The 12,370-nt window shown below is 67.6% G+C and carries 14 protein-coding genes; 9 read left to right on the top strand and 5 right to left on the bottom strand.

Annotated features, from left to right (window positions below; all coding sequences use genetic code 11):
- The first annotated feature begins 172 nt into the window (after positions 1–172).
- Positions 173–1,510 (top strand): NADP-specific glutamate dehydrogenase, encoded by a 1,338-nt coding sequence (gdhA, locus tag ABIC21_RS17415; protein ID WP_354351638.1) that lies wholly within the window; start codon positions 173–175, stop codon positions 1,508–1,510.
- 117 nt (positions 1,511–1,627) lie between these two features.
- On the opposite strand, the gene ABIC21_RS17410 is transcribed toward gdhA, so the two are convergent.
- On the bottom strand, positions 1,628–2,953 hold the full coding sequence (locus ABIC21_RS17410) for an alpha-hydroxy acid oxidase (protein WP_354351637.1): 1,326 nt from the start codon (positions 2,951–2,953) through the stop codon (positions 1,628–1,630).
- A gap of 137 nt (positions 2,954–3,090) precedes the next feature.
- On the opposite strand from ABIC21_RS17410, the gene ABIC21_RS17405 reads away from it, so the two are divergent.
- From ABIC21_RS17405 to ABIC21_RS17390, 4 genes are all read left to right on the top strand, one after another.
- Positions 3,091–3,780, top strand: a complete 690-nt coding sequence (locus ABIC21_RS17405; protein ID WP_354351636.1) for a FadR/GntR family transcriptional regulator — start codon at positions 3,091–3,093, stop codon at positions 3,778–3,780.
- A 323-nt stretch (positions 3,781–4,103) separates the two neighbouring features.
- Positions 4,104–5,216: a 3-deoxy-7-phosphoheptulonate synthase gene (locus ABIC21_RS17400; RefSeq protein WP_354351635.1), complete on the top strand. Its 1,113-nt coding sequence runs from the start codon at positions 4,104–4,106 to the stop codon at positions 5,214–5,216.
- 252 nt (positions 5,217–5,468) lie between these two features.
- Entirely contained in the window at positions 5,469–5,681 is a 213-nt protein-coding gene (locus ABIC21_RS17395) for a helix-turn-helix domain-containing protein (protein ID WP_354351634.1), read from the top strand.
- A gap of 201 nt (positions 5,682–5,882) precedes the next feature.
- A complete protein-coding gene (locus ABIC21_RS17390) occupies positions 5,883–5,981 on the top strand; it encodes a 30S ribosomal protein bS22 (RefSeq protein ID WP_003792170.1) in 99 nt (32 codons plus the stop codon).
- 415 nt (positions 5,982–6,396) lie between these two features.
- Here ABIC21_RS17390 and ABIC21_RS17385 read toward each other — a convergent pair whose 3' ends face one another.
- On the bottom strand, positions 6,397–7,215 hold the full coding sequence (locus ABIC21_RS17385; RefSeq protein ID WP_354351633.1) for an HAD family hydrolase: 819 nt from the start codon (positions 7,213–7,215) through the stop codon (positions 6,397–6,399).
- Between the two features lie 112 nt (positions 7,216–7,327).
- Between ABIC21_RS17385 and ABIC21_RS17380 the strand changes: the two genes are divergently transcribed.
- Together ABIC21_RS17380 and ABIC21_RS17375 are read left to right on the top strand one after the other, a co-directional pair.
- Positions 7,328–7,588, top strand: coding sequence for a glutaredoxin family protein (locus ABIC21_RS17380; protein WP_354351632.1), 261 nt, complete (start codon positions 7,328–7,330; stop codon positions 7,586–7,588).
- 90 nt (positions 7,589–7,678) lie between these two features.
- On the top strand, positions 7,679–8,374 hold the full coding sequence (locus tag ABIC21_RS17375; RefSeq protein ID WP_354351631.1) for a redox-sensing transcriptional repressor Rex: 696 nt from the start codon (positions 7,679–7,681) through the stop codon (positions 8,372–8,374).
- A 51-nt stretch (positions 8,375–8,425) separates the two neighbouring features.
- Here ABIC21_RS17375 and ABIC21_RS17370 read toward each other — a convergent pair whose 3' ends face one another.
- The 3 genes from ABIC21_RS17370 to ABIC21_RS17360 all read right to left on the bottom strand — a co-directional run bounded on the left by ABIC21_RS17370 (position 8,426) and on the right by ABIC21_RS17360 (position 10,867).
- Positions 8,426–9,217, bottom strand: a complete 792-nt coding sequence (locus ABIC21_RS17370) for a hypothetical protein (protein ID WP_354351630.1) — start codon at positions 9,215–9,217, stop codon at positions 8,426–8,428.
- A gap of 201 nt (positions 9,218–9,418) precedes the next feature.
- Positions 9,419–10,075 carry a hypothetical protein gene (locus ABIC21_RS17365; protein ID WP_354351629.1) on the bottom strand — a complete coding sequence of 219 codons (657 nt, stop codon included), beginning with the start codon at positions 10,073–10,075 and terminating at the stop codon, positions 9,419–9,421.
- Positions 10,076–10,318: 243 nt separating this feature from the next.
- Complete coding sequence (locus ABIC21_RS17360) at positions 10,319–10,867, bottom strand: YceI family protein (RefSeq protein WP_354351628.1); 549 nt, start codon at positions 10,865–10,867, stop codon at positions 10,319–10,321.
- 211 nt (positions 10,868–11,078) lie between these two features.
- Between ABIC21_RS17360 and ABIC21_RS17355 the strand changes: the two genes are divergently transcribed.
- Positions 11,079–11,744 carry a histidine phosphatase family protein gene (locus ABIC21_RS17355; RefSeq protein ID WP_354351627.1) on the top strand — a complete coding sequence of 222 codons (666 nt, stop codon included), beginning with the start codon at positions 11,079–11,081 and terminating at the stop codon, positions 11,742–11,744.
- Between the two features lie 2 nt (positions 11,745–11,746).
- Positions 11,747–12,367, top strand: coding sequence for a TlpA family protein disulfide reductase (locus ABIC21_RS17350; protein WP_354351626.1), 621 nt, complete (start codon positions 11,747–11,749; stop codon positions 12,365–12,367).
- Positions 12,368–12,370: the final 3 nt, after the last annotated feature.

Raw genomic sequence — 12,370 nt, 5'->3', positions numbered from 1 at the left:
CGGTCCGTCCCGCCGGCCCGTTTGTGTCCGGCTTTGTGTCCTGCGCCACCCCGTTTTGGTCACACGGGGCGCCTTCCGGTGCCCGAATGGCAATCCCCGCCTGCCCGGTGCCACCATGGAAAGGCTTGATTGTTGCGCCCGATGAGGGGCGCCAGGGTTATAGGGAGTTGCAATGGACGCACGGCTTGAAGCCATCCGGGACACGGTGCTGGCACGGAATCCCGGCGAAGCGGAATTCCACCAGGCGGTCACCGAGGTCTTCGAAAGCCTCGGCCCGGTCCACGACCGCCACCCCGAGTTCCTCGAAGGCGCCGTCCTCGAACGGCTTTGCGAGCCCGAACGGCAGATCATCTTCCGGGTCCCCTGGGTCGACGACGCCGGCCGCTTCCAGATCAACCGCGGCTTCCGGGTGGAGTTCAACTCGGCGCTGGGCCCCTTCAAGGGCGGCCTGCGCTTCCACCCCTCGGTGAACCTGGGCATCGTGAAGTTCCTCGGCTTCGAGCAGATCTTCAAGAATGCCCTGACCGGCATGCCCATCGGCGGCGGCAAGGGCGGCTCCGACTTCGATCCCCGCGGACGCTCGGACGCCGAAATCATGCGCTTCTGCCAGTCGTTCATGACCGAGCTGTACCGCCACATCGGCGAGTACACCGACGTCCCGGCCGGGGATATCGGCGTCGGCGGCCGGGAAATCGGTTACCTCTTCGGGCAGTACAAGCGGATCACCAACCGCTACGAATCCGGCGTCCTCACGGGCAAGGGCATTTCCTGGGGCGGCTCGCTGGTGCGGCCCGAGGCGACCGGCTACGGCACAGTGATCTTCGCGGAGGAAATGCTCAAGACCCGCGGCCGGTCCTTCGACGGCCAGCGCGTGGTGGTCTCCGGCTCCGGCAACGTCGCCATCAACGCGATCGCCAAGGCCCAGTCGCTCGGCGCCACCGTGGTGGCCTGTTCGGACTCCTCCGGCTACGTTGTGGACGAGGCCGGGATCGACGTCGCGCTGCTGCGCCAGATCAAAGAGGTCGAGCGCGGACGGCTCAAGGACTACGCGGCACGCCGTCCCGCCGTCACCTATGTGGACGGCGGCTCCGTCTGGGACCTTGACGCGACCGTCGCGCTGCCGTGCGCCACGCAGAACGAGCTCGACGGCGGCGCTGCCGCGCGGCTGGTTCGCAACGGCCTGCTCGCGGTGGGGGAGGGCGCCAATATGCCCTCGACCCGCGAGGCCGTCGCGGTCTTCCAGGACGCCGGCATCCTGTTCGGCCCGGGCAAGGCCGCCAACGCCGGAGGCGTGGCCACCTCCGCGCTGGAAATGCAGCAGAACGCCAGCCGCGACTCGTGGTCGTTCGCGCACACCGAGGAACGGCTCACCGAGATCATGGTCGGCATCCACGACCGCTGCGCGGCCACCGCGGACGAATACGGGGATCCGGGGAACTACGTGCTCGGCGCGAACATCGGCGGTTTCGTGAAGGTGGCCGACGCGATGCTCGCCCAGGGCCTCATCTAGAACCGGCCCTCCTGGGCCGATTCCGCGCCCCCGCGCCCCCTCCCGCGCCGAGGTGGCAGTTCGCGGCAATGTTTCCGACGAACACTGCCGCGACCTGCCCGCTCGCGGAAGCGCGGGCTACTTGGAGAGCAGCCGCACGTGGTCCGGGGTCAGCTCCGAGATCCGGCTGACACCCAGCAGGGCCATGGTGCGGACCATGTCCTTTTCCAGGATCTCGATGGCCCGGTCCACTCCGGCCCGTCCGCCGGCCATCAGGCCGTAGAGGTACGCGCGGCCGATCATCGTGAAGTCCGCGCCCAGGGCCAGCGCGGCGATGATGTCCGCGCCGCTCATGATGCCGGTGTCCAGGATGATCGCCGCGTCGCTGTTGTCCGCCAGGAGCGCCGCCTTGACGCCCGGGAGCAGGTGGAACGGGATCGGGGCCCGGTCCAGCTGGCGTCCGCCATGGTTGGAGAGCACGACGCCGTCGGCCCCGTGGTCCACTACCCGGCGGGCGTCCTCCACGGTCTGGATCCCCTTGACCACGAGCTTGCCCTTCCAGGTTTCGCGCAGCCAGTCGAGGTCATCGAACGTCAGGGTGGGGTCAAACATCGAGTTGATCAGGTCCGCGACAGTTCCGGTGTAGCGGGACAGCGACGCAAAGGTCAGCGGCTCGTGCGTGAGGAAATTGAACCACCACGCCGGCCGGTAGGAGGCGTCCAGTACGGTCTTGATGGTCAGCGCCGGCGGGATGGTCATGCCGTTGCGGACATCGCGCAGCCGGGCCCCGGCGACGGCGGTGTCCACTGTGACCATCAGGGTGTCGTTGCCGGCCTTGGCGGCGCGCTCGATCAGCTCCAGCGACCGGTCGCGGTCCGTCCACAGGTAGAGCTGGAACCAGTTCCGGCCGTCCGGTGCGGCGGCGGCCACATCCTCGATGGAGGCCGTGCCCATGGTGGAGAGCGTGTAGGGGATGCCGGCGGCGGCGGCGGCCTGGGAACCGGCGTACTCGCCCTCGGACTGCATCATCCGGGTGAAGCCGGTGGGCGCGATGCCGACCGGCAGCCTCGATGACTTGCCGAGGATGTCGGTGGTCAGGTCTATTTTGGAGACATTACGCAGGATGCCGGGCCGGAACTCGATGTCCAGGAACGCCTCGCGGGCGCGGCGCAGGGTGATCTCCGCTTCGGCCGCGCCGTCGGTGTAGTCGAAGGGGGCCTGCGGGGTGCGGCGCTTGGCCATGTCGCGGAGGTCCCAGATGGTGCTGGCACGCCGCAGCCTGGACGCGCGGCTGAACTCGGGCTTCTTGAACTGCATCAGCGGGGCGAGGTCCGAGTACTTAGGGACGCGGCGCTTCAAGGCCGGAATGCTCCCCGGGGCGGCTGCGGTGGAGCGGGTGCCCGCGCTGGTGTCTTCGGGTTGCGTGGGCGCCTCGGGGTTGCCGGGCTCGATGGTCTGCGTCATTGCTGCCTCCGGGCAGGTCTCGTGTTCCTGGATGTCGGTATCCCCGCCGGACTAAAATCCGAAACTCAGCCACCGGGGGAGTGTGGTCCAACCACAGTCTAGGCGTGTGGTCCAACCACATCAAGTAGGATGGACCCATGCGTACCCACCAGCTTGTCCTGCAGTGGATCGAGGGCCAGCTCTCCAGCGGTCAGCTGGCCCTGGGCGGACGGCTTCCGGCCGAGCGTTCCCTGGCCGAACAGCTCCAGGTCTCCCGCACCTCCGTCCGCGAGGCCATCCGGGTCCTGGAGGCCATGGGGGTGCTCCGGGCCGGCGTGGGGTCGGGCCCGGAGGCGGGGACCGTCGTCATCGCCGACCCGACGGCGGCGCTGGGCTCGGCGCTCCGGCTGCACGTCGCCACCTCGCACCTGCCCGTCAAGGACATCGTGGAGACGCGCGTGCTGCTCGAATCCTGGGCCGCGTCCCGGGCGCGCCCGGAGTCGCCGTCGCTGGCTGAAGCGGCCCGGCTGCTGGAACAGATGGACAGCTGCGCCGACACGGAGGCGTTCCTGGCCCTCGATGTCCGCTTCCACCTGGCCCTCGCGGACGCCGCGGGCAACGCCGTCGTCAGCGCCATGATGGGCTCCCTCCGCGAAGCCATCCAGGACTACGCCGGCCGGCTGACCGGAAACCTGCCGGACTGGGAAACCACCGCGGCACGGCTCCGCGCCGAGCACCGGGGCATCCTGGCGGCCATCTCCGGGCACGACGGCGGCCGCGCGGCGCGGCTGGTGGCGGACCATATCGAGGGCTACTACGCGGAGGCCGGGCTGGGGTCCGGGACCTGACCCTGGGCTTATTTCCCGCCTGGTCCGCCCTGTTCTCCCGCCTGAGCCGCCAGCCGGTCCGCGAGCTGATCTGCCCTTGGTCCGCCGGCAAGGACGGAATGTTACGACCCCAATTTTGCCGGGAAGACAACCACCGGGCTATCGTCAAAACATGACTAACCGTTGGTATGCGTATTTTTCGTTGGCTCTGGAGGGGCCCGCGTCTAGCTGACACGCATCCAACGTTCCTTCAGAGCCAACAGGGCAGAGATCATTCTCTGCCCTTCGCCATTTCCCGGCGGGTTCTGATCAGGGCCCGCTCCGCACCCCGGAACAGGACCCCCATGAGCATCGAAGCAGCCCCCGCATCCCAGCAGTCCACATCCAACCTGCGCGTTAGCGAGTTCACCCCGCTGCCCACCCCGCAGGAGATCGTCACGGAGCTGCCCCTGGACACGCGCCTGGCCGACGTCGTGGCCCGGGGCCGCGACGAGGTCCGCGCGATCATGGACGGCGTCGATGACCGCCTGCTCGTTATTGTCGGCCCCTGCTCCATCCACGACCCCAAGGCCGGCCTCGAATACGCCCGCCGGCTGGTCAGCCAGGCCGAAAAGCACAAAGAAGACCTGCTGATCGTGATGCGGGCCTACTTCGAGAAGCCCCGCACCACGGTGGGCTGGAAGGGCCTGATCAACGACCCCCGGCTCGACGGCAGCCACGACATCGCCGCCGGGCTGCGCGCCGCACGCCGGTTCCTGCAGCAGGTCACCGCGCTGGGCCTGCCCGCCGGCACCGAGTTCCTGGAACCCATCAGCCCGCAGTACATGGCGGACCTCGTCTCCTGGGGCGCCATCGGTGCCCGCACCACCGAAAGCCAGATCCACCGCCAGCTGGCGTCGGGGCTGTCCATGCCGATCGGGTTCAAGAACGGGACCGACGGCGACTTGCAGGTCGCGCTCGACGCGTGCAGCGCCGCCGGGGCCGCCCAGGCTTTCCTCGGCATTGACGGCGAGGGCCGGGCCGCCCTGGTCTCCACCGCCGGCAACCCCGACACGCACATCATCCTGCGCGGCGGACGCAAGGGACCCAACTACTCCGCCCCGGACGTGGAGGCCACCACCACCAAGCTGGCCGGCAAACAGCTCAACCCGCGGCTGATCGTTGACGCGAGCCACGCCAACAGCGGCAAGAACCACCACCGGCAGGCCGAAGTCGCCCTGGAAATCGGCGCGCAGCTGGAGAGCGGCGGCACCCCGGCAGGTGCCATCGCCGGCGTCATGCTGGAGAGCTTCCTCGTCGGCGGCGCGCAGAACCTCGACGTCGCCGAGCACGCGGCAGGGACCGATAACCTCGTCTACGGCCAGAGTGTCACGGACGCCTGCATGGAGTGGGATGTCACGGCCTCGGTCCTGGCGCAGCTGGCAGCCTCCGCGCGCGTCCGCCGGACCCGCGGCTAGGCGGCGCGGCGGTCACACGGTCGGCCGGTGGGGCGGTCAGGCCGGGCTGCGGTCACACGGTCGGCCGGTGCGGTGGCCAGTTGGAGCGGCAGAAAAACCGCTTCCGGCCCCGGAGATTCCCGCGCAGCTCTTTCACATTGGCACCATCAGCCCCTAGAGTATCTAGCACATGGTTGTTTGATGGCTCAGCATCGGCACACCGCCATGTCGTTCAGATGGGGCTGCCGTTTGCTTGAGCAAAGGAATAGGGAAATGTCTCCGGAGGCTAACTTCTCCAACGCGCGCTTCTTGACCGTGGCCGAAGTTGCGGATGTGATGCGCGTGTCGAAAATGACCGTGTACCGGCTTGTTCATTCCGGCGAGATGCCGGCTGTCCGCTTCGGGCGCTCCTACCGAGTGCCGGAAACCGCCGTCGAGCAGTACCTTAAGGGTGCTGTGGTCGACGGGAAGACGGAAACAGGCTGAGCGTCCGCCGTCTTCTGCGGCCGGAATAAGGATCTGCGGGCGCCGGACGGTGCCTGCGGTCGTGGTGTGCCCCCGATAGGCGGTACCCTGTTAAGGAACGTTTTACGTCATTGTAAGAACCTGTCAGTTGTACAGTCTGCTGCTTAGCCCGCGGACCCTTTCCAACAGGCAGGTACTGCATCTAGCCGGTAAGGAACTTTCGTGGGTTCAGTTATTAAGAAGCGTCGCAAGCGTATGGCCAAGAAGAAGCACCGCAAGCTGCTTCGCAAGACGCGCCACCAGCGTCGCAATAAGAAGTAGAGATACTTCGCATCATGTGAATGCCCGTTGCCTTCCCGGCAGCGGGCATTTTCCTTGGCATCGCGCGCCTGGTTCGGACGGGCGACGCGGTATTGGGCTGGCGACGCGCGTTGGGGTGAGTGACGCGCGTTCGGACGGACGCTACGCGGATCCGGGTAGCGCTGGGCCGGAACTGTAGCGCCGGTCCGGAAGCATAGCGAAAAGTGGTGCGGAAAGTGGCGAAGCGGTAGCGGTATTGGGCTGGCGACGCGCGTTGGGGTGAGTGACGCGCGTTCGGACGGACGCTACGCGGATCCGGGTAGCGCTGGGCCGGAACTGTAGCGCTGGGCCGAAAGCGCAGCGTCCCGCCGGAAGCGTAGCGCTGGGCCGGAACTGTAGCGCTGGGCCGGAAGCGCAGCGGAACGTGGTGCCGCGGTCAGACGGTGGGGCCCCGGAAGCGGGAGAACCCCCGCCAGAGGCCGTAGATGGCGCCCCCGACGGTCGCGGCCTTGAGCCCCAGCGTGGCCGCGCGGCGTCCGGCGCGGAAGTCGTAGACCGGCCAGTTGTGGTCGCGGGCATGGCGGCGGAGACCGGAATCCGGGTTGATGGCCACGGGGTGCCCCACCATGCTCAGCAGCGGGATGTCGTTGCGCGAATCGCTGTAGGCCCAGCACCGGGCCAGGTCCAGCCCCTCGGCGTCGGCCATCGCCCTGACAGCGACGGCCTTGGCGGGTCCATGCAGAATCTCGCCGACGAGCCGGCCGGTATAGGAGCCGTCCAGGATTTCGCCCACCGTGCCGAGCGCGCCGGTCAGGCCCAGCCTGGTGGAGATCACCGTGGCGACCTCGATCGGCGTCGCGGTCACGAGCCAGACCCTGCGGCCCACCCGGAGGTGCTGCTCGGCCAGCGCCTTGGCCCCCGGCCAAATCCGGGATTCGATCATTTCGTCATAAACCTCTTCGCCGAGGGCCTCGATGTCCTCAACCGTGAATCCGGAGGCCAGGTCCATCGCGGTGTCGCGGACGGCGTGGATGTCATCCATCTTCTCCCCGCGCAGCACGAACATGAGCTGCTTCCAGGCAATACCGAGCGCCTGCGGAATCGTGAATGCCCCGCGCTGGTGCATCTTGCGGGCCACGTGGAACAGGCTTGCCCCCCGCATGAGGGTGTTGTCGACGTCGAAGAACGCGGCTTCGCCGTGCTGAGGTGCGGCAACAGGCTCAGTGACCACAGCGGCGTACTTCTCTTCGGGCATGCCACGAGTCTAGTCAACGCCGGACCCGGTTCTCGTCGCAGGGGCTGTGGCGGCGGCGCTGGACATGTCCGGAGGATCGACGCGGGAGTGGCGGCCGGGCTACCGTGGAGCCATGCCAAGCCCCGACGTCGTCCTCATCACCAAAGCTGACTGCCATCTCTGCTCGGCGGCGCGCGCCGCCGTCGACCATGTCACCAAGGGCCTAGGGATCGGCTGGCGGGAGCAATCCGTGGATGACGACGCCGACCTGCGGGAACGCTTCGCGGAGGAGATCCCCGTGGTCCTGGTGGACGGCGTCCAGCGGGACTTCTGGAAGATCGACGAGGCCCGCCTGGAGCGGACGCTGCGGCGTACGCTGGGCCAGCAGGCCTGAGGCGCGCGGAGCCGTGGGGACGGCTGCTTTGTTCGCTGAACTGCGGGGGCTCTAGAGTGGAAGTCACAACGCGACTCAATGGAGCAGATAGTGACTTCGCTGGATTCATCCCCTGACGCGATGCCCGGGGGAGCAGGGGCTGCCGCCAAGCAGATTCCGCCTGCGGCCGTGGCCCGGCTGACCATATATCTGCGCGCCCTGACCACCCTGCTGGCCGAAGGCATCGACCGGGTCTCGTCCGAATCCCTGGCCGAGGCCTCCGGGGTCAGCTCCTCCACCCTCCGCAAGGACCTGTCCTACGTCGGCTCCTACGGGACCCGTGGCGTCGGCTACGAAGTTCAGTACCTCAACCGGAATATTGCCGCGGCGCTGGGCCTGACGCACGACTGGAAGGTCGCCATCGTCGGCGCCGGCAACCTGGGCAAGGCGCTGGCCCGGTACGGCGGATTTGAATCCCGGGGCTTTGACATTGTGGCGATCTTCGATGCGGACCAGATGGTGGTGGGCAGCGAGGTGGGCTGGCTGCGGGTCAGCGACGCCGCCGATCTCGAGCCGGTGCTGCAGCGGACCGGCGCCAACATGGTGGTGCTGGCCCTGCCGGCCGCCGTGGCGCAGGACGTCTGCGACCGGGTCATTGCCGCCGGCGTGAGGAGCATCCTCAGCTTCGCCCCGGTGATGCTGCAGGTGCCGCCCGGGGTCAACCTGCGCAAGGTGGACATGGCCACCGAACTCCAGATCCTCGCCTATCACGCACAACGGGCGCAGGACCCGGAGGATGCAGACTAGCTTCAGTCGGCCCGTCCGGCTCCCGCGCCCGCTGCGCTGGTGCCTGGCGGCTTAGAACGGTCCGCCCGGCTGCCCGTAGGGGTTGGCGAACGGCTGCCGCTTGCTGAAGTACGGCGACGCGGCCGGCAGGTACAGCATCACAATGCCTGCGATGCCCAGGAGAACGGCCAGGGTGCCGAGGCTCAGCGGGAAGATGCTGAAGATCGACAGGGCGGCGAAGACCGTCCCCAGGATCCGGGCCCAGTTCTTGCCTTTGCGAACATTCAAGGCGACGAGGGCGTAGAGTCCGGCGCTGATGACGGCGAACACCACGATGCTGCCGACCAGGAATCCCCGGAGGTCGTCGAACCTGATGTCAGCGCCGCTCGCGGCCATCTGCTCCTCGAACATGTTCCGCATTTGCGGGGAATCCAAGGTGCCGAGCGCCGTCAACATGGAGATGATCCAAACCGCGCCGGACGCGACGATGAGCCAGAACGCCGTGTTGACGAGCTTGGGCATCGCGGACGGGGCCTGCGGCTGGTCGGAAGGATACTGGGCGTAAGGGGACTGCCCGTACCCCGGCTGTCCGAACTGCGGAGCCTGCTGGTTGTACTGCGGGGGGTTCTGGCCGTACTGGGGGAGCTGCGGGGCGTTCTGCCCAAACTGCGGAGCCTGCTGTCCGTACGGCGGCGCGGACGGGGCCTGGCCGTACTGGGGTGCCGACGGCGGCTGCTGCCCGTACTGGGGCGCCGACGGCGGCTGCTGGCCGTACTGGGGTGCGTTCTGGCCGTAGCGGGGGGCCGGCTGTTCGCCGGGCTCGGGGGAGTCCGGGTTCGACGGCGGGACTGGCGGGGTGCTCATGGGCGTTCCTTTGCGTGGCGGTCTGGTTCAGATACCGGAAACAGCTTCCTGCCCTGCCCCCAGCATGGTTTATGTCCACCGTACCGCGGGCCGGCGCCCGCGCGGATCATTCCGGAGAGGTATTCTCGACGCGGTCCTGGGCGTCCGACAAGCGGCCGGTTTCGCGGGGCACGGGCGGCGCCGGACGTTGCTTGATGCAGCTCAGGCCCGGCCCCGCAGCGAGGCGAACCACGCCTGGGAGTTGGGCAGCCACATCAGCACGGTGGCCACCAGGCTGATGGTGAAGCTCGGCCAGCTGCCTCCACCCCGGCCCTCGGCCGCGCTGGTGTTGAGGATGGCCAGCAACAGGGAAATTCCGGCAACGACCGTGAGGGCGAAGCGTGCCCACTCGTGGCCTTCCTTCATCTTCATCGCCAGGATGACCTGTGCCCCCGCAAGGACCAGGGCCACCAGCACCAGGAGGAGCACCAGGAATCCCACGCCCGGGACGACGGCCAAAAGCACAAATGCCCCGAAGAGTCCGATGACCCCGCCCAGCAGGCCCAGCAGCCCGCTGATCAGCCAAATCCAGTAGGCGACTTTGAGTTCGACAGGCAGCCAGGAGACCGTAAACATGCCGGAGAGTCCGCCTCGAGGCATCGCGTCATTGAAGTTCCTCGGCCGGTCCGAGGGCATCTCGAAGCGGAAACCGCGCGACGGCGGGGGTGGTGGCGGCTGGTAGCCCGCCGGCGGCTGGTAGCCTCCGGGCGCTGGCGGCGGGACTGGAGGCTGCGGGGAACCTGACGGAGGAACGTTGCCGCCATGCGGGGGCTGGGCACCCGGCTGCTGCGGCTGAGGTACCTCATTGGGGTTGCTCATGGCTCTCACTTTAGACCGCGAATGTGCCCGCATCGAGGGAACTTCGGCATGTTGCGGAGCATGTCGGGATCCGTCTGCCACGGCCCGGTTACCCGGTGCACGGGGGCGCAGTTTGGGAGGTGCCGCCGCGCTTGGCTTAAGCACGGCACCCCGCTCCGTCACTCGGACGAAGCGGGGTGCCGTCGGCCGGAGGCCGGGGTTCCGGCCAGGTCCCTGGGGGCCTGCCGGTCAAGCGTTGACTGACTAGGCTGCGGGAGCGATGAAGGCCAGCTCCAGGTTGACGGCAACCTTGTCGCTGACCAGCACGCCGCCGGCTTCGAGGACTGCGTTCCAGGTCAGGCCGAAGTCCTTGCGGCTGATCGTGGTCTCGGCGGACAGGCCGGCGCGGGTCATGCCGAACGGGTCCACGGCAACGCCGTTGAACTCGGTCTCGAGCGCCACCGGGCGAGTAACACCCTTGATGGTCAGATCGCCCTGGAGCTCGTAACTGTCACCCTTGGGAACGATGCTGTTGGAGACGAAGGAGATTTCCGGGAACTTCTCGACGTCGAAGAAGTCTTCGCCGCGGACGTGGCCGTCGCGGTTGACGTCGCCGGAGTCGAAGCTTGCGGTCTTGATCGTGGCGTTGACCTTGGAGTCGGCCACGTTATCGGCGAGGTCCAGGGTGGCCTCCGCGTCCTTGAACTGACCGCGGACCTTGCTGATGCCCGCGTGGCGGACGGTGAAGGCGATCTCGCTGTGTGAGTTGTCGAGGGTCCAGGTGCCGGTGGTGACGTTAGCGGGAAGTGCCATGGTGTTGCTCCTTGTGTCGGGTGGGTCGTGCAGGTGGTCTGATCGTCAGTTGAAACATCATTTGTTGAAGTCTCAACTAACTGCTTCACCCAGTATAAACATGCATTTGCATCTTTTATTCCAACTCCGGGGAACATTTCTCGAAACTCTTCAGTTCTACTTCGCGTAGAAGATTTCGTCATTGCCCCTGCCCTTTGAGAAACTGGTACACATGCCCCAAGCCACTGTTCATTTGCTCCGCCACGGCGAGGTCTACAATCCCGACGGCGTCCTGTACGGCAGGCTGCCCGAGTTCCACCTCTCCGGGCTGGGCCAGGAGATGGCCCGGATGCTCGCGGAGCACTTCAGCGCGAGGGCCGCGCAGGGGGCCAATATCGTCCACCTCGTCGCGTCGCCGCTGACCCGCGCGCAGGAGACGGCGCAGCCCATCTCCGAGGCGCTCAACCTCGGGATCACCACGGAGGACCGGATCATCGAGGCGGCCAACTACTTCGAGGGCCTCCACGTCAACAAGGGCGAGATCTTCAGGCCCAAGCACTGGCCCATGCTGCGCAACCCGTTCCGGCCGTCCTGGGGCGAGCCCTACAAGGATCAGGCCGCCCGCGTCCTCGCCGCGGTGCAGGACGCCCGGCTGCGCGCCATCGAGCTCGGCGGCGAGGGCGCCGAGGCCATCCTCGTCAGCCACCAGCTGCCCATCTGGGCCACCCGGCTCAGCGCCGAGGGCAAGCCGCTGTGGCATGATCCGCGCAAACGCGAATGCACCCTCACCTCGGTCACCTCCCTGGTGTTCGACGACGCCGGGAACCTCCTGCGCGTCGAGTACAGCGAGCCTGCTGCCGCCCTTCTCCCCGGTGCCTCCACCACCCCCGGAGCCTGAACATGACCAAGAACAACGCCAACGCGTCACCGATGTCCCGCCGCAGCGTCCTGACGGCGGGCGGTGCCGCCCTCGCCGTCGTGCTGGGCCTTTCCGGCTGCGCCCAGGAGGACGCGCTGGCACAGCAGGCCAAGGCCGGCGACAACAAGAACTACGTGGCCGGAGACGGTTCGGTGACGGAATTCGCCGCCGCGGACCGCAAGAGCGCCATTGCGATCAACGGCACCCTCTTTGACGGCACCGCGGTGACGGCCGAGGCCTTCCAGGGCCAGGTCACCGTGCTCAACTTCTGGTTCGCCGCCTGCGCGCCATGCCGGGTGGAGGCGCCCTCGCTGGAGGCCCTGCACCAGGAGTTCAAGCCCCAGGGTGTGCAGTTCTTCGGCGTCAACCTCCGTGATGAGAAGGCGACGGCGGAAGCGTTCGACAAGACGTTCAACCTGACCTACCCGAGCTTCAACGACAAGGACGGCGCTGTTCTGCTGGCCGTGTCCGGCCTGGTTCCCCCGGGAGCCGTGCCCACCACGCTCGTGCTCGACAAGCAGGGACGCGTGGCCTCCCGTGTCCTCGGCGAGATCCAGAGGGGCACCCTCAAGTCCCTCATCGCCGCTGCCGTGGCCGAGTAGCGG

The sequence above is a fragment of the Pseudarthrobacter sp. PvP090 genome (assembly GCF_040547365.1).
Lineage (GTDB): Bacteria > Actinomycetota > Actinomycetes > Actinomycetales > Micrococcaceae > Arthrobacter.
Note: the sequence above shows the minus strand (reverse complement) of the source record. Positions and strands in the feature narration are given on the sequence as shown.